This is a genomic window from Porticoccus hydrocarbonoclasticus MCTG13d, assembly GCF_000744735.1.
Lineage (GTDB): Bacteria > Pseudomonadota > Gammaproteobacteria > Pseudomonadales > Porticoccaceae > Porticoccus > Porticoccus hydrocarbonoclasticus.
Map to the genome: position 1 here is coordinate 2,364,420 of NZ_JQMM01000001.1, position 20,018 is coordinate 2,384,437.

15 protein-coding genes are annotated in these 20,018 nt (G+C 56.9%); 13 read left to right on the plus strand and 2 right to left on the minus strand.

Going from position 1 to position 20,018, the window contains the following annotated elements:
* The first annotated feature begins 57 nt into the window (after positions 1-57).
* The 7 genes from U740_RS11285 (at position 58) to cmoB (ending at position 8,899) form a co-directional block, all read left to right on the plus strand.
* Positions 58-258, plus strand: a complete 201-nt coding sequence (locus tag U740_RS11285; RefSeq protein ID WP_036860810.1) for a YgaP family membrane protein — start codon at positions 58-60, stop codon at positions 256-258.
* Between the two features lie 240 nt (positions 259-498).
* Complete coding sequence (locus U740_RS11290; RefSeq protein WP_036862074.1) at positions 499-2,649, plus strand: TonB-dependent receptor family protein; 2,151 nt, start codon at positions 499-501, stop codon at positions 2,647-2,649.
* Between the two features lie 136 nt (positions 2,650-2,785).
* Positions 2,786-3,751: an AEC family transporter gene (locus tag U740_RS11295; RefSeq protein ID WP_036860812.1), complete on the plus strand. Its 966-nt coding sequence runs from the start codon at positions 2,786-2,788 to the stop codon at positions 3,749-3,751.
* Positions 3,752-3,832: 81 nt separating this feature from the next.
* A complete protein-coding gene (locus U740_RS11300) occupies positions 3,833-6,751 on the plus strand; it encodes an insulinase family protein (RefSeq protein ID WP_036860813.1) in 2,919 nt (972 codons plus the stop codon).
* Positions 6,751-7,158 (plus strand): acyl-CoA thioesterase, encoded by a 408-nt coding sequence (locus U740_RS11305; RefSeq protein WP_036860814.1) that lies wholly within the window; start codon positions 6,751-6,753, stop codon positions 7,156-7,158. The genes U740_RS11300 and U740_RS11305 overlap by 1 nt, the downstream gene beginning before the upstream one ends.
* Positions 7,155-7,886, plus strand: coding sequence for a carboxy-S-adenosyl-L-methionine synthase CmoA (gene cmoA, locus U740_RS11310; RefSeq protein ID WP_036860815.1), 732 nt, complete (start codon positions 7,155-7,157; stop codon positions 7,884-7,886). The genes U740_RS11305 and cmoA overlap by 4 nt, the downstream gene beginning before the upstream one ends.
* 35 nt (positions 7,887-7,921) lie before the next feature.
* Complete coding sequence (gene cmoB / locus U740_RS11315; RefSeq protein WP_036860816.1) at positions 7,922-8,899, plus strand: tRNA 5-methoxyuridine(34)/uridine 5-oxyacetic acid(34) synthase CmoB; 978 nt, start codon at positions 7,922-7,924, stop codon at positions 8,897-8,899.
* Positions 8,900-8,919: 20 nt separating this feature from the next.
* On the opposite strand, the gene U740_RS11320 is transcribed toward cmoB, so the two are convergent.
* Positions 8,920-9,462 (minus strand): flavodoxin, encoded by a 543-nt coding sequence (locus tag U740_RS11320; RefSeq protein ID WP_036862077.1) that lies wholly within the window; start codon positions 9,460-9,462, stop codon positions 8,920-8,922.
* 165 nt (positions 9,463-9,627) lie between these two features.
* On the minus strand, positions 9,628-10,743 hold the full coding sequence (gene ald / locus U740_RS11325) for an alanine dehydrogenase (RefSeq protein WP_036860817.1): 1,116 nt from the start codon (positions 10,741-10,743) through the stop codon (positions 9,628-9,630).
* A gap of 281 nt (positions 10,744-11,024) precedes the next feature.
* On the opposite strand from ald, the gene U740_RS11330 reads away from it, so the two are divergent.
* From U740_RS11330 to U740_RS11355, 6 genes are all read left to right on the plus strand, one after another.
* Complete coding sequence (locus tag U740_RS11330; protein WP_051921525.1) at positions 11,025-12,827, plus strand: autotransporter assembly complex protein TamA; 1,803 nt, start codon at positions 11,025-11,027, stop codon at positions 12,825-12,827.
* A complete protein-coding gene (locus U740_RS11335; protein WP_036860819.1) occupies positions 12,824-16,354 on the plus strand; it encodes a translocation/assembly module TamB domain-containing protein in 3,531 nt (1,176 codons plus the stop codon). The genes U740_RS11330 and U740_RS11335 overlap by 4 nt, the downstream gene beginning before the upstream one ends.
* Positions 16,355-16,432: 78 nt before the next feature.
* Positions 16,433-17,878, plus strand: coding sequence for a dicarboxylate/amino acid:cation symporter (locus U740_RS11340; RefSeq protein WP_036860822.1), 1,446 nt, complete (start codon positions 16,433-16,435; stop codon positions 17,876-17,878).
* Positions 17,879-17,939: 61 nt separating this feature from the next.
* On the plus strand, positions 17,940-19,340 hold the full coding sequence (atpD, locus tag U740_RS11345) for a F0F1 ATP synthase subunit beta (RefSeq protein WP_051921528.1): 1,401 nt from the start codon (positions 17,940-17,942) through the stop codon (positions 19,338-19,340).
* Positions 19,337-19,759, plus strand: a complete 423-nt coding sequence (locus U740_RS11350) for a F0F1 ATP synthase subunit delta/epsilon (protein ID WP_036860825.1) — start codon at positions 19,337-19,339, stop codon at positions 19,757-19,759. Before atpD ends, U740_RS11350 begins: the two co-directional genes overlap by 4 nt.
* Positions 19,746-20,015 carry an AtpZ/AtpI family protein gene (locus U740_RS11355; RefSeq protein ID WP_036860829.1) on the plus strand — a complete coding sequence of 90 codons (270 nt, stop codon included), beginning with the start codon at positions 19,746-19,748 and terminating at the stop codon, positions 20,013-20,015. The genes U740_RS11350 and U740_RS11355 overlap by 14 nt, the downstream gene beginning before the upstream one ends.
* Positions 20,016-20,018: the final 3 nt, after the last annotated feature.

Sequence of the window (20,018 nt, forward strand, 5' to 3'; positions counted from 1 at the left end):
ATCAGAATTGCCCCGTGACATCCATACTCAATAGAACACAACGTGGAGAACATTATTATGAAAATTAATCTGGGTACCGTAGATCGCCTGCTTCGGCTTGTGGTGGGACTGGTCTTAATCGGCCTGGTATTTGTTGGACCACAAACGGCCTGGGGCTGGATAGGTGTCATTCCCCTTGTCACGGCACTGGCAGGTAATTGTCCGGTCTATAGCTTGCTGGGCTTTAATACCTGCTCGACTAGGAAACCCACTGACTGATAGACGTCCTTCACCCCGCCATCAACCCGGGTTCTACCGGGTTTTTGCTGTTTTTCCAGGCGGGTTCTCATTCAACCCTACTGAATAATTGACACCGAAAATAATCCTGCTTTTTACCCCTGCTCTCAAAATCTGGGCCCTCTCGACAGATTATAATTGATAATGGTTACCATTTGGATTAGCATTATCACACTTCGAGACAAGCGCACTTTAACAACCAAATCATTTTCGGAATCACCCATGGCCAACAAACTCTCTCTCTCTATTTTCACCGCTTCACTGACACTGCCCTTGGTGGCAATGGCAGTGGACGAGACAAGAACCGACATTGAAACCATCTCTATCATCGGCTCCAGGGAAGACGTCCAAGAACTCGCCGGCTCCGGCGCCCTGATTGATCAGGAGCAGATCGCTATCGAGGCGTCCACTGACATCAACCAGCTGTTGAAAACAGTTCCCGGCATCTATATCCGCGAAGAGGATGGTTTCGGTCTGCGCCCGAATATCGGTATCCGCGGTGCCACCTCGGAGCGCTCCTCAAAAATCACCCTGCTGGAAGACGGTATTATGATCGCACCCGCGCCCTATGCGGGACCAGCTGCCTACTACTTCCCCACCACAATGCGCATGGATTCCATTGAAGTATTGAAAGGGGCGCCCCTGCTGCGCTATGGCCCCCAGACCACCGGCGGCATCGTCAACCTGAGATCCACACCGATCCCCGAGGAGAATAGCGGCAAGTTGCGGCTGGCTGCCGGTGAGGACGGCATGCGGGACTTGCATCTGAACTATGGCGGCAGGTTCGGTGGCGGCGCACTGGGGAACTTCGGTTGGCTGCTGGAAACCGTGCAGCGCGATGCAGACGGCTTCAAAAAAATTGACCGCAGCGGTCGCGATACCGGTTATGACATCGAAGACTACATGGGCAAATTGTTGTGGGAAATCGAGGGGCAGAGTCTGTTGTTAAAAGCCCAGTATTCCGAGGAAGTATCCGATGAAACCTACCTCGGACTCACCGATGCCGATTTCCGGGACAACCCGAAACGCCGTTACGGACTGTCCCTGCCGGATGAAATGAGCCTGCGGCACAAGGGCTATAGCGCCATCTACAACCTTGATCTGACCGACAGTGTGCGGATGACGGCCACCGGCTACTACAATGAGTTTTCCCGCAACTGGTTCAAGTTGAGCGGCGGTAGCGCCCTGATTAACGCAGCCAACGGGGGGGATGCCAACGCTCAGGCAATTCTCGATGGCACCGCCGATACGACGGGCCTGACCTACAAAAACAATGATCGCGAATACGAATCCTACGGCCTGGAACTGAATTTTGCCGTAGACATGGGTGTACACCAGCTCAACATCGGTGGTCGCGCCCACGAAGATGAGGTGGATCGACTGCAACCGGTAGATGTCTACGATCAGGTGGATGGCAAGCTGGTCTATGTGAGCACCAATCCGATATCCAGTGGCGACAATCGCGTGGAAGATGCCGAGGCCATCTCGTTCTGGCTGACGGACAACTGGCAGGTTACCGACGCACTGGCACTGAATTTATTCCTCCGCTACGAGAAAGTGCATTCGTCGGAGGAGCGCTATACGGATGAATCCCGCAATACTATCAGCAGTAAAAAATCCAACCGTTCAGAAGAGCTCCTGCCGGGTGTTTCGTTTACCTATGACCTGAACGACCAATGGCAGGTACTGGCCGGTGTACACCGCGGCTTTTCGCCCCTGGGCGGCGGCGCCTCGGAACGTGAAGACCCGGAAACCAGCATCAACTATGAAGCCGGGGTCCGTTTCAACGAAAACAGCTTCTTTGCAGAAATGATCGGTTTCTATAGCGACTTTGACAACAAAACCGAAAACTGCTCTGTGGCCAATCCCTGCAGCAACGGCGATACCAGTGGCAGCTTTACCACCGGAGAAGCCGTTATTCAGGGCATTGAGCTGACCGCTGGCAACCGTTTCCAGGCCGGTGACTTTACGATTCCGGTAGACCTCGCCTACACCTATACCAAGGCTGAAATCAGTGAAGATGAAGGGGCTCTCGGTTTTGAAAAAGGTGACAGACTGGCAGACATACCCAAAAACACCTTCAGCCTTCGTGCCGGGATTGAAACCCCGATGGGCTGGAATAATTACATGGTCGCCAAGTATACCGACAGATTATGCAGCAATATCGGTTGCGACAATGGCTCAAGACTCGGTAGAACCGACAGCCTGTTTGTAGTGGATCTGATCAGCCGTTACAGCGTCAATCCGGACACTGTGGTCTATGCCAAAGTGGACAACGTGTTTGACCGGGAGGAGATTGTTTCCCGCCTACCCGATGGCGCACGCCCCAATAAACCGCGCACTGCCTCCGTCGGTATTGAATACGCATTCTGATTGCCAATCCCACCTTCAGACCTTGATACCTCCATCCCAGCGGTGGAGGTTTTTTTATGTCAGTTCAATTAAGCCCGCCATATTGTCTGGGCAACCGGGCTGTTATGATAATGGACAGTTTTTCTGACCGGCTGTTATGAACGAAACTGCTCCCCTCGCCCTGCTGGGCTTTGCCCTCTCAATTACCGGCCCGATTTTCCTGGTGGTCCTGTTGGGTCTGCTGCTGAAAAAAGTCGGCCTGATTCCCACTGCATTCATCCAGCCGGCCTCCGACCTGGTATTCAAGGTGGGTCTGCCGGTGATTCTGTTTCTGAGTATCTACCGGGCAGACCTGGCAAGTGTTGCTATGGGGCTGCCCCTGTTGGTGGCGATCCCGCTGACGGTATTGATATTCGCCGTGGCCTGGCCCATTGGCCGGTTATTCAACGGCGAAAACAAGGCCGATTGCGGTATCTTCGTACAGGGTGTTTTCCGGGGTAATCTGGCGGTCATCGGGCTGGCATTTTGTGGCAATGCCTATGGGCAGGCTGGTCTGGCAACCGCCGCTCTGCCCATTGCCCTGCTGACCGTGCTGTATAACGTTCTCGCAGTAGTAGCACTGAACTCCATCCAGACCGGTGACGGCCAATCTCCGATGAGGAGGATGCTGCGCAATACACTCACCAACCCGCTACTGATCGGGATCGCTCTGGGCTTTCTGTTCAAGCTCGGCGGGCTGCCATTACCAGCCCTTCTGGAGGACACCGGCAACTACTTTGCCCAGATGACCCTGCCACTGGCACTGCTCTGCATTGGCGCCTCGATGAACCTCAGAGCGCTGAAACACTCCGGTGCCAGCACACTGGCCGCAGCCCTATTGAAGCTGGTGATAACACCGCTGCTGATTGTCGGCACGGCCGCCTGGTTCGGTGTCAGTGGCATGGCACTGGGAATCCTGTTTTTGCTGACATCAACACCCACAGCGGTAGCCAGCTTTATTCAGGTGAAGTCCATGGGAGGCAACGGTGAGCTGGCCGCCAATATGGTGGTATTGTCAACCCTGTTGGGCATGCTGACGGTCACCGGCGGTTTACTGACTCTCAAAGCACTGGCACTGGTCTAGCTCCATATCGGGCGTGGCTAAGCATCCGACCCACAGGTAGAATGTCCCTTTGTCCGAACACCCGATAACCGAGGTCCGAATATGACGACACAGGCACATCCCGCCTTTGAGTTTCTGCGCAGCGAGCGCATCGACTCCCTGAATATTGACGTGGCGGAATACCGCCACCGAAAAACCGGTGCCCAGCATATTCATATCACCGCCGACAATCCGGAAAACGTTTTTCTGGTGGCCTTGCGTACCGTGCCCGAGGACTCCACCGGGGTAGCCCACATACTGGAACACACTGTCCTTTGTGGCAGCGAAAAATACCCGGTACGCGATCCTTTTTTCATGATGATTCGCCGGTCCCTGAATACCTTTATGAACGCCCTTACCAGCTCTGACTGGACGGCCTACCCCTTTGCCAGCCAAAACCGCAAGGATTTTGACAACCTGCTGGACGTCTATCTGGACGCCGTGTTTTTTTCGCGACTGGACGAACTGGATTTCCGCCAGGAAGGCCACCGGGTGGAATTTGCCGAGCCCGGCAATACTGACTCACCGCTGGTCTACAAGGGCGTGGTTTACAACGAGATGAAAGGGGCCATGAGCTCAGTGCCCTCGGTCCTGTGGCAGACCCTCTGTGAGCACCTCTACCCCACCACTACCTATCACTACAACAGTGGCGGCGATCCGGCCCATATACCCGAACTCAGTTACGCACAATTAAAGACTTTCTATAAAACCTACTACCATCCCACCAATGCCATTTTCATGACCTTTGGCGATATACCGGTGACGGAGCTACAGGCCAATATAGAAAACCATGCCCTGCAGCGTTTCGACCGGCTGGACACGGAAATCTCCGTCCCCGACGAACAGCGCTACACCGACCCGGTGACCGTGGAAAGCACCTATCCATTTAATGAGGAAGGCAGCAGCGACAACCGTACCCACATCGTGATGGGCTGGTTGCTGGGCAAAGCCACCGATCTGGAAGCCACCATGGAGGCACACCTGCTGTGCAGCGTGTTGCTCGATAACAGCGCCTCCCCACTGCTAAAGGCACTGGAGACCACCGAACTGGGTTCATCGCCCTCTCCACTGTGCGGGCTGGATGACTCCCAGCGTGAGCTCTGCTTTGTCTGCGGGATCGAGGGTAGCGAACCGGATCGTGCCGACGCATTACAGGCGCTGGTGCTCTCGGTGCTCGAGGGCGTGGCAGAGAATGGCGTCCCGGAAGAGCAACTGGCGGCCTCCCTCCACCAGCTGGAGCTGCAACAACGTGAAATTGGTGGCGGCAACTTCCCCTATGGCCTGCAACTGCTTCTGACAGCCCTCACCAGCGCCACCCACCGGGGCGATCCCATCGCATTGCTGAACCTTGACCCGGTACTGGAAAAGCTCCGGCGCCTGATCCGGGACCCCGATTACATCAAACAACTAGCCCGCCGGCTGCTGCTGGACAATCCCCACCGGGTCCGTCTCACCATGAGTCCGGACCGGGAGCTGTCCGCCCGCCGTGAAAAAGAGGAAGCGGACAAACTCGCTGCCATCAAAGCCGATCTTGATGACGCGGGCAAACAGGCGATTGTGGAGCAGGCCGAGATTCTCAACCAGCGCCAGCAACAAAAGGATGACGATGCCATCCTGCCCAAAGTGGGTCTGGACGACATTCCTGCGCACATGGACTATGTGGCTGCCACCGAACGAAAAACCCGTCCGCTGACCCTGACCAGTTACGGCACAGGCACCAACGGTCTGGTCTATCAACAGATCCTGTTGCCGCTGCCAGCCCTGAGCGAAGCGCAACTCGACCTGCTGCCGATCTACTGCAGCAGCCTGACGGAGCTGGGGATTGGTGACCGCGATTACCTGGCGACCCAGCTCTGGCAATCGAAAGTGTGCGGCAGCATCCACGCCTACGCCACCGTTCGCGGCAAGCCGGACAACCCGCAGGATCTGTCCGGACACCTGGTTCTGTCCAGCAAGGGACTGGCCAGACATCAAGCCGAGCTCACTGAGCTCATGCAGGCGACACTGGAACAGGTTCGCTTCGATGAACTGAGCCGGATCCGCGAACTGATGGCCCAGACCCGCGCCAGCCGCGAGGCCAGCGTCACCGGGAGTGGCCACCAACTGGCCATGGCGGCAGCCTGCAGCGGGATCAGTCCGGGGGCGGATCTGGCACATCGATGGGGGGGCCTGGCAGGCATCCGCTACATCAAACAACTGGATAGCAGTCTGTCCGACAACACCCTGGTGGACGGGCTGGCCGCTGAACTGGCTGCCATCCACCGACAGGTGTTGAACGCACCGCGGCAATTTCTGGTGGTGGGTGAAAATGATCGGCTGGCGGACTATCAGGCAGTCATTCAACAGCAGTTCGCACCAATCACGGGCGAGGGGTTCAATGCCTTTCAGCAACCGGAACTGCATCGACGGGTGGCGGAGCTGTGGAAGGCCAGCACCCAGGTCAATTTCTGCGCCAAAGCCTACCCCACGGTGCCCCTGTCCCACCCAGATGCCGCACCGCTGACCGTGCTGGGCGGTTTTCTGCGCAATGGCTATTTGCACCGCGCTATCCGCGAACAGGGCGGTGCCTACGGCGGCGGGGCCAATCAGGAAAACAACATAGCGGCATTCCGCTTCTTCTCCTACCGCGACCCCCGTCTCGAAGACACCCTCAGTGACTTCGATCGGGCACTGCAATGGCTGCACAATGAAGCACACCAGTGGCAACAGGTCGAAGAAGCCATTCTCGGCGTGATCAGCTCAATCGATAAACCCGGCTCTCCGGCGGGCGAGGCCAAGGAAACCTTTCAAGCAGAGCTCTACGGCCGCAGCCGCGAAGTGAGAGAAACCTTCCGTAACCGGGTCAGGGAAACCACACTTGATGATCTGCGTCGGGTGGCCGCCACCTATCTGGTGGCAGAGAATGTCAGTACCGCCGTGATCACCAGTCCCGATCAGGCCAGTCTGGCAGACGCCCTGCAACTGACCCCGGTATCGCTGTAATGTTTGAATTGCGTATTCAGCCGCGATTTTCAGAAACCGACGCCCTCGGTCACATCAACAACACCGTCGTGCCGGTGTGGTTTGAAGCGGCCAGGGCCGATATTTTCCGACTGGTCCATCCCAGCCTCAACCCCGCTGACTGGCCGATGATCCTCGCCCATATCGCCGTGGATTTTGTCCATCAGATTCACCTCGGCAGCGAGGTCGTCATTACCACCGGTATAAAAAAAATCGGCAACAAATCTTTTACGGTAGCCCATCTGGCTCACCAGAAAGAGGTGCTGGTGGCGAAAGGCGAGGCCGTGCTGGTGTGGTTTGACTACGCAGCCCAGTGCTCCCAGCCACTGCCGGAGGCTGTTCGCAGGCTCATCACGCCGCTACTGCTGGAATACGACGACGCCCCATGAACAGCCCGAAAGATACCCTGTTCGCCACACCACAACTTGAAATCGCCGGTTTTCGTTTCGACCGGGCGGTCGCCCGCGTGTTTCCCGATATGATCCGGCGCTCGGTGCCGGGCTACGAAACCATCATCGCCATGACCGGCACCCTGGCAGAGCGATACGTTCAGCCCGGCAGCCAGTGTTATGACCTGGGTTGCTCCCTGGGGGCGTCTACCCTTGCCATGCGCCACCATATCCGCCACAGCGACTGCCACATTATTGCCGTGGATAACAGCGCTGCCATGCTCAGTCAGTGCCGCGAGATTCTGGCCGACGATGATGGGGAAATCCCGGTGGAGCTGATCTGCGGTGATATTGAACAGATCCCCGTACACAACGCCACCATGGCAGTGCTGAATTTCACCCTGCAGTTTATTCCGGTCGATCGCCGCAACGCTCTGCTCCAGCGTATCAGCGATGGCCTGCAACCCGGTGGCGTGCTGGTGCTGTCGGAGAAGGTGGCCTTTGAGGATCCCCAGCACCAGCAACTGATGATTGAACTGCACCATCATTTCAAGCGGGCCAATGGATACAGCGAGCTGGAAATAAGCCAGAAGCGTTCCGCACTGGAGGATGTACTGGTCCCGGAAACCCTGGCCGTGCATCGCCAGCGACTCAGAGAGGCCGGTTTCAGCAGTGTCGATGTCTGGTTTCAATGCTTCAACTTCGCCTCGCTGATTGCCATAAAATAGCGGCCCACCAATCAACCACACACCCAAAAGCCCCTATGATCGATTTTTCCTCCCTGCTCACCAGCCTCGCCAACGCAGAACACCCCGCACTGCAAGCCTGGGCCGCACTGCTGCCCCCTCAGCTTGCCCAGGGTATGTCGGTAGAGCGCTGGGGCGATCTGCCGGGCTGGCAGGCGACACTGGAGCAACTGCCACCGCTTGAGCCATCCCGGATCGATTTACGGACCGCTATTACGGTGGGCGATGTGGCGGACTGCGACGAACAGACGCGCCAAGAGCTGCACGCGACCCTGATGGGCCTTCATCCCTGGCGCAAGGGGCCCTACCAGTTGTTTGGCCTGACCATTGATACCGAGTGGCGCTCGGACTGGAAATGGGATCGGGTGTTGCCCCACATCGCCCCGCTGAAAAACCGGCTGGTCCTCGATGTGGGTTGCGGCAATGGCTACCACTGCTGGCGGATGCTCGGCGAGGGTGCGCGGCAGGTGATCGGCATTGATCCATCCGCAAAATTTGTCTTTCAATTCAATATATTAAAACACTACCTTGGCGATCTGCCAGTGGATGTACTGCCCCTCGGCATCGAGCAGCTGCCGACGGAAATGCAGTGCTTTGACAGCGTATTTTCCATGGGGGTGTTCTACCATCGCCGCTCGCCAATGGACCACCTCAAAGAATTAAAAGACTGCCTGCGACCGGGCGGCCAACTGATACTGGAAACCCTGGTTATTGAGGGCGGCCCAGGCGAGGTACTGGTGCCCGAAGGGCGTTACGCGAAAATGCGCAATGTGTGGTTTCTGCCAAGCGCGGACACCCTGCTCAGCTGGTTGCGCAAATGTGGCTATCGGAAACCAAGATTGGTGGACAGTACCCGAACATCCATCGAGGAGCAGCGTTCAACGGCATGGATGACCTATGAATCCCTGCCAGACTTCCTTGATCCAATCGATCATAACCGCACGGTCGAAGGTCATCCGGGGCCCATCCGCGCAGTCTTTGTCGCGGAAAGCTGAGGTCATTTCCCGATTAGCAACTAATCGTCCAGCTCGACCACTGGCGTCGCCAGGCCAAACTCGTCGTGTATTTGCCGGCACCAGCGATTGAGCCGTTCGGCGCTGAGGGCCGGCTGCTGGTCTTCGTCGATACCCAGACCGACAAACAGGGCCTGCCCGGGAACCCTGGCTTTTGAAGCGTCAAATTCGTAGCCCGCCGTGGGCCAGTGACCGACCACTCGATCTGCTGTTTTCACCACCACATCGTGCAGCATACCCATGGCATCGAGAAAAAAATCCCCATAACCGAACTGGTCTCCCAGGCCGATAAACGCAACCGTCTTGCCGGAAAAGTCGATGGCTTCCAGATCGTCCCAGAAGTCTTCCCAGTCCGACTGGATCTGACCGAAATCCCAAGTGGGAATACCCAGAATCAGTTTGTCATAGGGCAGAAATTCCAGCTGGGTAACATCGCCGATATCGTGAACATCCACCACCTCATCCCCCAGACGGGAGACAACCCGGTGGGCAATGGATTCGGTATTCCCCTCGTCGCTGCCAAAGAACAAACCGATCTTCGTCACTGTAACCTCTGAACAACCGTGATAAAAACTGCGCGGATTCTCCCAGCTCCCGGAGAATGCTGCAACCACCGGCAGGTATTTACGAAACCGGGTCGGGCAATTCAGGCACACCCTGTTTTTAAGTACTTGCTGTTTTTTCAGTGCTGTTTATTTTTGCAAGGCTGCTTATTTTTTAAGTGCTTCAAAGGCATCGGTAAAATTGTGGCCGAGGGAGTCAGCTACGGCTTTATGGGTCACACGACCGCAGTGGATGTTCAGTCCATTGCGCAGGTTGGCATTACTCAGCAGCGCACGTATCGGATTGTCCGCCAGTTGCAAAACAAACGGCAGGGTCACATTGTTCAGGGCCTGGGTGGCCGTGCGGGCGACGCCGCCCGGCATGTTGGTGACACAGTAGTGGATCACGCCATCGACCACATAGGTGGGATCCTGATGGGAAGTGGGCCGGGAGGTAGCAAAACAGCCGCCCTGGTCAATGGCCACGTCCACCACCACCGCGCCGGGTTTCATCTGGCCGACCATCTCACGGGTCACCAGTCGGGGAGCCGATGCACCGGGCAAAAGTACGGCACCAATCACCAGATCAGCCTCCGGCAGGTAGTTCTCAATGGCCGCCGCCGTGGCATAGACACAGCGAATCGATTCCGAAAACATCCGGTCCAGTTCACGCAACCGATCCACAGAGCGGTCCATGATCGTCACATCGGCACCGATGCCCAGCGCCACACCGGCCGCATTGCTACCCACCACTCCGCCACCGAGAATCAATACCCTGGCTGGCGCTACGCCGGGGACCCCGCCCAGCAATACACCTCGGCCACCCTGTGCTTTCTCCAGATGATGGGCACCTGCCTGCACGGCCATTCGACCGGCCACTTCGGACATCGGTGCCAGCAGCGGCAAATGCCCTCGATCATCGGTTACGGTTTCGTAGGCCATGGCAATGGCGCCGGATTTCAGCAACAGCGATGCCTGGTCGGGATCGGCCGCCAGGTGCAGGTAGGTAAACAGCAACTGGCCAGCCCGCAGCATCCGGCACTCATCCGGCTGGGGCTCCTTGACCTTGATAATCATATCCGCCCGGTCGAACACCTCCGTCGCTGCAGGCACAATCTCCGCACCCGCCCGACGGAAATGTTCGTCAGTAAAATCAATGGCGGCTCCGGCATTCCTCTCCACCAGCACCTGATGCCCTGCCGACACCAGCTCCTGCACCGAATCCGGCGTCAGACCGACCCGGTATTCATGGTTTTTGACTTCTTTCGGCACCCCTATCTGCATCACAAACTCCAATAACTATCCAATGACTAGCCGATGACAATGTGGATGGCAATGTGATTTCAGTATTGGACTCCCCCCGTCACATCTTGCTCCGCAAATCCCTTCAGCCCATCAACCTGCGAGCGACCAACGCCGTCAGTATTTTCTGTCGCAGTAGCAAGCGCAACAGTAATACAACCCGTGTATCATAACTTCAGCCAGTTTGCTTGCCTGCTTAATCCTGAAACCCTGCAGCATTCACACTCGATAAATAGACACTCGATAACCGGATCACAGCCATTTTGCCCAATCCATTCTGCAAACCTGTCTGCCCAGCACCTCGCCAGAGAGCGAGCGCACCGGGGTTACTGAGACTGATCCTGCTGGTGGGCAAATTATTGATACTGGGATGGCTAGCCAACATCCCCGCAGTTATCGCACAAGCTCAGCCCACCGTCATTATTTCCGGTGAAGTCTCCGCCACCGTCAGGAAAAATATCGTCCAACATCTGGGGCTGGGCAGCGAGCACTGTCAAATCAGCGACCGGCGTCGCTCTGTATTGCTCGAGAATGCAGACGAAAAAATTCGCCAGGCACTGCAGGCACTGGGTTACTACCATGCCAGCTGGAGCTCGGCACTTTCCAGTAGCGACCAATGCTGGACAATGACGATCAAGGTAATACCGGGCACAGCCACCACCCTGGGTCGGGTACAGGTTGAAATTGACGGGGACGCCCGGAACGATCCCGCATTTACCCGGTTACTGGAAACATCACTGCCAAAAACCGGTGAGCAGTTGAATCACGGCCATTACGAAGTCTTCAAACAGTCCCTGCAAAAACTGGCGCTACAGCGCGGTTATGCTGAAAGTCGTTTTACCCGACAGCAATTACAGGTCGGCCTCGAAAGGCAGCGTGCCGATATACTGCTCAGCTTCAATAGCGGTCCCCGCTATCATTTTGGGTCCGTAAATTTCGAACAGGCGGTTTTTGATGATGCTTTTCTGGCGCAGTTTCTGCCTTTTTCTGCCACCACCCCTTTTCACGCATCCCTGCTCAGCCAGTTTCAACAATCACTGCTCAACAGCCGTTACTTTGACCAGGTCATCGTCACGCAGCAAACACCCGACCGCGAAAAGCAACAGATTCCCGTCCAGGTGGTGCTCACCCCCGGGCCCCGCTACAGCACCTCGCTGGGGGTAGGAATTGCCACGGATACCGGCCCCAGGGGCAGCGTCGGCTTCCGAAACAATCGAGCCAACCAAAAGGGGCACCGCTATGGGGCCGACGCTCAGTTGTCGAGGGTCAAATCCACCGTCAGCCTGGAATATCAGATCCCCCTGCAACAACCGGATACTGAATTTGTCACTTTCAAAACCGGCTGGGAAGAAGAAGACACCGATAGCGCCAACAGCGAAACCTGGTTTGTCGGCGCCGCCCACAGCCGCAGTCTGGACAACGGCTGGATCAGAACCCTCGACCTGGTTTATCAGGTGGAATCCTTCAAAGTGGGAAGTGACCGGAACAGCACGGAACTGGTGGTACCCGGCATCGGCTTGCAGAAAACCCAGGCAGATAATCCGGCCTACCCTTACACCGGCTGGCGTACCCGTTTCAGCCTGCGGGGAGCTGCCGAGTCCCTCGGCTCAGACCTGTCCTTCCTGCAATTGCAGGGAAGTGGCAAATATATTCTACCGCTGCTCGGCGGCCGGGTATTGGGGCGACTGGAAGGCGGCCTGAGCCTGATGAGCAATTTCGAGGAGATGCCCACTTCGTTCCGGTTTTTTGCCGGTGGCGACAACAGTGTGCGCGGCTATGACTACGAGGAATTGGGACCGATGAACGACCGGGGCGAGGTGGTCGGTGGGCGGCATTTATTGGCCGCCTCACTTGAATACGACTATCCGGTTTACAAGGATTATGCCCTCGCCGTTTTTTACGATGTGGGCAATGCCTTTGACAACAGCAGCTTTACCCTGAAAAGAAGCTTTGGTGTCGGATTGCGCTGGCGCTCGCCACTGGGACCCATCAGGCTGGATCTGGCCTTTCCCGACACATCAGAACAGGCATTCCGAATTCATCTGTCCATGGGGCCGGACTTGTGAAACGCCGTGTAATTTACCGTGGCGCCCTGCTGTTGTCAGCGTTTCTGGTGGTGTTTTTCAGCGCCCTGCTGACCTCGGGCTATCTGCTACTCGCTACCCACACCGGCAGCCATTGGCTGCTGGAAAAAGCGGCAGCCTCTGCCACTGATACTGAAATCCACTGGCAGGCCAGCCATGGCACCTTACTGAAAGGACTCACTTTTCAGGGGCTGTCTATCCGGCGAGCCAACCTGCTGATCAGCGCCACCTCGGCCGCGGGGCAATGGCAGTTACTCGGGCTGCTGGGTGGCCAACTACCTATCCAGACCCTTGAGTTTACCGATCTGCAAATCCATGAGGAGCCCACCACTGCGGATAGCGCGTCAGCGTTTGTTTGGCCCAGCCTGAACACTGTCATGCCGGTAACGCTGGAACGCCTCACCATCGATCAGTTCCAATACCACAGCGGCCCGGGTTCCCTGACCCTGGAAGAAATCTCCGCCGCCGGCAGTATCAATCTGCTCGGCATTGAAGTGCGGGAACTGATCCTTCGCCAGCCGGAACAACAGCTGGCACTGCAGGGCACCATCAGGGCAAAACCACCCTACCGGCTCAATTTTGCACTCCAGTGGCATACCGAATTCCAGCAAAACCGCTTCGAAGGCGAGGCCAGGCTGGGCGGCAATCTGGCCACTATGACCATTGAACACCAACTGGTGGCTCCCTTCAGCCTCTCCACCAGCGGAACCCTGGTCAGTGGCGCAGATTGGGACCGGGGAACATTGAACCCACTGGCCATCGCGGTGGATCTGGTCAATGACTGGACCATCGACAACCGGACTGTCTGGCCCGACCTGCCCGCCATCAGTTCGCAGGGGCAGTTGAGGCTCACCGGTTCAGTGGATGACTATCAGTTGCAGGGCACATTTGAGCTGACTCCGCAAACCCCATCAACATTGCCCACACAAGAGGTTGCCGTCGACCTCCGGGGTGATCGACAGGGCCTGCACCTCGAACACCTCGACCTGCACTCGGAGGCCGGCAAACTCGGTATTCAGGGAGACGTGGCCTGGCAAACAACACCCAACTGGCAGCTGGCTGTGAATCTCGCCGAGATCGATCCCGGCTACCTTCTCGACCGGAAATTGTCAGGCCAGCTGGCGGGCATGCTTACCACCACCGGCAGCTACAGGGATCAGGGCCTGTCGGTAGACGCGGAGATTGATCAGCTGACAGGCACCCTGAACAGCTACCCGGTGACACTGCGTGGTCAACTGGCCTCCCGGCAGGGCGTATTTTCCAGCCGTGACTTTACCGCCCGGATCGGAGATAACCATCTGCGAGTGAACGGGGAATGGGGCGGCCAAACCCCACTCAACTGGCAGCTGACGGCCAATAATCTGGCGGAGCTCTATCCCGGCCTCTCCGGCAAACTGGTCTCCAGGGGCAAGGTTTCCAAGCAAAAGGTTTCCGGTCGGGGAGGCGCCTTCTCACCCCATCACTTGCCTGAGATTCAAGGCACTGTCAGTGCCGACGAACTGGCCTTTGACGGGCACAGCGTTCGTTCACTGAACCTGCGCCTCAACATCGATAAAGCGGGCCTACAGCACATAGACCTGGCGCTGTCGGGTTCGCTGGCCGGCGATCAACAGCAGGAGACCGACCTGCAACTACAGGCCAGTGGACGACCCGAAAAACACCATTACCAGCTTTCAGCATCGCAACAGGAGCTGACCTTTACTTTGCAGGGTACCGGCCACTGGCAACAGGGCGCGTGGCAGACTCGAATTTCAGATAGCGAAATCAGCGTCCCACTGGTTGGCAACTGGCAGCTGGATAACGGCGTCGAAGGCCGGGTTTCAGAGCACGGTGCCGAGTTTAAAGAGCACTGCTGGAAACAGATCGACGGGGCTGTCTGCGGCCATCTGACATGGCATCAAAAAACCGGTATCGACACCACAGCCACCCTCCACCATTTGCCATTGCAGTGGTTACAACCCTGGCTACCGGGCAACAGCGCTCTCACTGGTGAAATCAATGGCGACCTCAGACTTGCAGGCTGGGGTGAAACGCTGGTCGGGCAACTGACTCTCAGCACCGCGGCGGCCCGATTCACCGTAGACGAAAGGGCCAAAAAGCTGCGACAGGTCACCCTGGACAATACCGACCTTGACATCCGTCTTGCAGAACAACGGCTGGAACTCACCGGAAACACCGAATTTACCGATACCGGTAACGCCCGAATCCAGCTCCACTGGCCACTGGCAGAAGCGGATCGGGCTATTGGCGGCAGCCTCCACCTCCAGCTGGACAAACTGGATTGGCTGAATCCCTTTGTTACCTATGTCGACGAGCTGCAGGGTCGCGCCGATGCACTCATCAGACTTGCCGGTACGGCCGATCACCCGGCGCTCTCCGGGCATGTTCGGCTGAACGGTCTCTCCGCCTATGTTCCACAACTCGGCATTAATCTGACCAACGGCGACTTGCGACTGGAGCATCGCGACCGGACAAGCTGGCAGTTAGACGGCACAGTGGACTCCGGAGAGGGGTCACTGGCAATGAATGGCCTACTGCAGGTCAACCGGCCCGACGACTGGCGCGGTGAACTGTTTCTGACCGGGGTGGGGGTAAAGACGGTTGACTTGGAGACCATCAAGGCCGGCCTCAGCCCGACCCTGAAAATAGTGGCGACCCCGGAGCAACTAAACATCACCGGCAAGATTCAGGTCCCTGATGCCGAGATTGCGCTCAGGGAAATGCCCGCCAGTGCCGTTACCGTCTCAGAAGATGCGCTGATCGTCGACCAGACCAGACCAGATGAAGAGAAGCCCTCCCCGCTCAACCTGTTAGCGGATGTCACCCTTGAGCTGGGAGACAATATCCAGTTCAGCGGTTTTGGCATCCACGGACAAATCACCGGAAAACTCCGTCTCACCGAAACACCAACCCAACCGGTGCGGGCGGAAGGTATTCTGCAAATTGTCAATGGTGTCTATCGCATCTATGGCCAGGAACTGACGATCGATTCCGGCAGGCTGGTTTTTCAGGGGGCACCTGAAAACCCACTGATTCATGCCCGCGCTTCCCGAACAGTGGGCGATACGCTGGTGGGTATTCAGATTGATGGTGTGCCGGGCGCATTGACCAGCGAACTGTTTTCCAGCCCGAGCCTGCCACAGACCGACATCCTGGCCATGCTGATCACCGGCAAATCCCTGGCGGGAACCACCCAGACAGAAGGGTCGACCCTGATCAACGCTGCCGCCTCATTGGGCTTCAGTCAGAGCGATGCATTGACCGGACAATTGCAACGGCAACTCGGACTCGACGTGCTGTCGGTCTCCAGCGACGGCGGCATCGAAGAGAGCGCCGTCACTTTTGGCAAGTACCTGACACCGAGGCTCTACGCCAGCTATATTCAAAATATTCTCTCGCCCAATGCCGGCTTACTGCTTGAATACTCGGTCTCCAAAAAATTCAAGATCCGGGCTGAATCCGGCGCAACGCAAAGCATGGATATTCTCTGGAGGATCGAGCGCCCCTGACCTTTCAAGACGCTGGCCCCTCCGTGCGCTATGTGCGACAGTGTCTCCCTGGACGTTAAAAAGTGATTACCCGCCGTCATGTCAAATCACAACCTTCTGAGTTCTACCGTCAAGGCTCTCCAGCCCCGCTCACTTAAGTATTTAAGCACGTCCCTGCAGGGGTTGATCCGGGGAAAACTGTGGCTTCAGGTGCTTGTTGGCATGTTTCTCGGCATTGTCGTCGGCATTTTGATGGGCCCAAGTCTGGGCTGGGTATCACCCGCTGATGCTGCCGCCATCAGCGACTGGCTGGCACTGCCCGGCAAACTGTTTCTCGCCCTGATTCAAATGATTGTCATTCCGCTGGTTTTCGCCTCCATCATTCGCGGACTGGCGGCCACAGAGGATCTGGAGCAGCTCAAAAAAACCGGTTTCAGAGTGGTGCTGTATTTTATCTTCACCACGGCCATCGCCATCGTGATTGGCATAACCATCGCCAACCTGATCAAACCGGGGCAATACATCGACCAGCAGGCACTGCAACTCGCTTCGCTGGTCGAGCCAATCCAGTCGACAGAAGCGTCCGGCAGCCCCGTACTTGATGAGCTGCCGCAAAAAATCGTCACGCTGCTGCCCTCTAATCCGCTCTCCGCGATGGTGGAAAGCAATATGCTGGAGGTGGTAATTTTTGCCATGATCATGGGCGTGGCACTGGTGATGATGACACCACTGCAGGCCAAGCCGCTGCTCGATTTGATGGGATCCCTCCAGGAAGTCTGCATGACCGTCGTCCGCTGGGCGATGCTGTTGGCACCGATCGCCGTGTTCGGGCTGATACTGCAGTTAACCGCCAAGCTTGGCATCGATGCCCTGCTGGGCATGGCAGTCTATGTCCTGACGGTACTACTGGGACTGTTGCTGTTACTGGCTTTGTATTTGCTGATTATTTTGATCGTGGCAAAGCGACACCCGCTGACCTTTCTTAACGACATCAAAGAAGTGCTGTTGCTGGCCTTCTCCACCTCCAGTTCTGCAGCAGTGATGCCGCTATCTATCAAGGTGGCCGAGGAAAAACTCGGCGTCAGGCCCTCCATATCACAGTTCGTAATTCCCTTGGGGGCCACTATCAACATGAATGGTACGGCGCTCTATCAGGGTGTGGCTGCCATGTTTCTCGCACAGGTATTCGGCATCGATATCGGGCTTGGTGGCATGGTGTTGATCGTGATCACTGCAGTTGGTGCCTCAATCGGCTCACCGGCAACCCCGGGAGTGGGCATTGTCATACTCGCCATGGTGCTCGACAGTGTCGGCATACCGGCTGCGGGCATCGCGCTGATCATGGGGGTTGATCGGATACTCGACATGTGTCGCACAGCCATCAATGTCAGCGGCGACCTGGTAACCGCGAAGCTGATGGACAGCTGGGTCGGGAGCAGCCTCAGTCACCATGAGGAGCAGCTTGCAGAGCAGCAGAGAGAGCAGATCCGCCAACGGACCGGTGAGGATGTGCTCACCAATCAGGTGCTTAAGGAAGAAACCTGAACTCGCACTCGCCAGAACAGAGATCAATGTTTCCCGGCGGATTTGAGGATATACTTTTTTTATGACTGCACCCTTAGGTTGTCGGGACAAGGGGTTAACACCCATCGGGGCAATTGTGGAGGTCCACGGCCCGGTGGTGGTTATTGCCTGCGACACCCTCCCCCCACTGCACCAGGCGCTGTGTGCTCACCTCAACAGCGAAACCTACCTGTTTGAAGTCCACCAACACCTGGACGAACATCATTTGCGCGCTATTACGCTGCATCGCAGCAGCGGCCTCTATCGGGGTATGACCGTATTTGACACCGGCGCGCCATTGCATGTGCCGGTCGCACCGGATTGCCTTGGCCGCCTGCTGAACATTTTCGGGGAACCCCTGGACGGCAAAGACAAGCTGAAACCGGTAGCATTCAGGAACATCCACAACAAGCCTTTGCCACTTAGTGAAGCCGTCGGGGTAGGCGAGGTGCTAGAAACCGGCATTAAAGTGATCGACCTGCTTTGCCCCTTTGTGAAAGGCGGCAAAACCGGCCTGTTCGGCGGGGCGGGGGTAGGCAAAACCGTACTGATTATGGAATTTATGCATGCTGTCGCCACGCTCCATCAGGGGGTGTCAGTGTTTGCCGGTGTCGGCGAGCGCATTCGAGAGGGACACGAACTCTGGCACGAAATCGACAAAGCCGGCGTGCTGCCACAAACTCTGATGGTTTTCGGTCAGATGGACGAATCGCCCGGCGTGCGCTTCCGCATCGGTCTTTCCGCCCTCACCTATGCGGAGTACCTGCGCGATAGCCTGCAAAAGGAGGTGCTGTTTGTCATGGATAACATTTTCCGCTTTGTGCAGGCAGGCAGCGAAGTCTCCAGCCTACTTGGACGTATGCCTGCCACGGTAGGCTACCAGCCCACCCTCACCACTGAAGTCGCGGAAATGCAGGATCGCATCTTATCCACCCTGCGGGGTGCCATCACCTCGGTGCAGGCCGTCTACGTACCGGCAGATGATATGACTGATCCGGCGGTCAGTGCCATCCTCAGCCATTTGGATACCACCGTTATTCTGTCTCGCGCTCAGGCGGGCAAGGGTATTTACCCGGCGGTGGACCCACTGCAGTCGGGCAGCCGGTTGATGGATCAGCATACCCTGGGTTCACGTCACTACGGTGCAGCGGAAGGTGTGCGGGAACACTTGGCCCGCTATCATGAACTGGAGGACATTATTGCGATGCTGGGCATTGAGGAGCTATCTCCCAAGGATCAAAAAATTGTCATGCGCGCCCGCAAACTTCAACGCTACCTGACCCAGCCTTTCTGGAGCACCGCAGGCCACTCTGGTATTGCCGGGGTGTCGGTACCACTGAAGCAGACCATTGCAGATTGTGAAGGTTTTTTGCGAGGTGACTACGATGAGGTCCCTGAAGAACGCTGCTATATGCGCGGTACTATGGCGGAGCCTGCCACATGAAAACCTTTACCCTTTCTCTCCGGGGCTCGACTCGCAGCCATCTAATTGAAGGGGTCTCCTCATTTGTAGGCGAAGACAGCTCTGGCAGTTTCGGCATCTTGGCCAGTCATACCCGTATGATTGCCGTGCTGGTGGTCGGGCTGGCACGCTTTCAGGTGAACGGTGAGCATTGGCAATACCTGGCACTGCCCGGAGCAGTTATCTATTTTCACGATAACCTGTTGACCCTCAGCACCCGCCGCTACCTGCTGGATGACGACTACAACCGCATCAGTCAGGCTTTGCAGGAAGAGCTGCTCAGGGAAGAGGAGCAGCTTCACACGATGAAACAGAGCCTGCAACGTATGGAGAAAGAAGTTCTCAAACGGCTGTGGGAACTGAGTTCCAAGCGGGGAAGGATGAACCATGTCACATCCTGATGAACTGAGAAAGCGAGTTGAGCGCCAGGTCAAGCGCATGAAAAAAGCAGAACGGGAACGGCTCACAATGCTGGGTCAGACGGTTTACATCGGCACCCTCGGACTGTTGCTTGTACTGCCGATAGTCTGTGGTGCCTATCTCGGCCAGTGGCTGGACAGCCTGGCCACCGCCTATTCCAGCCGCTGGACTGTGAGCCTGATTCTGGTCGGCGTGATGGTCGGCGCCCTCAATGTCTACCTGTTCATCCGGGAATAGCAC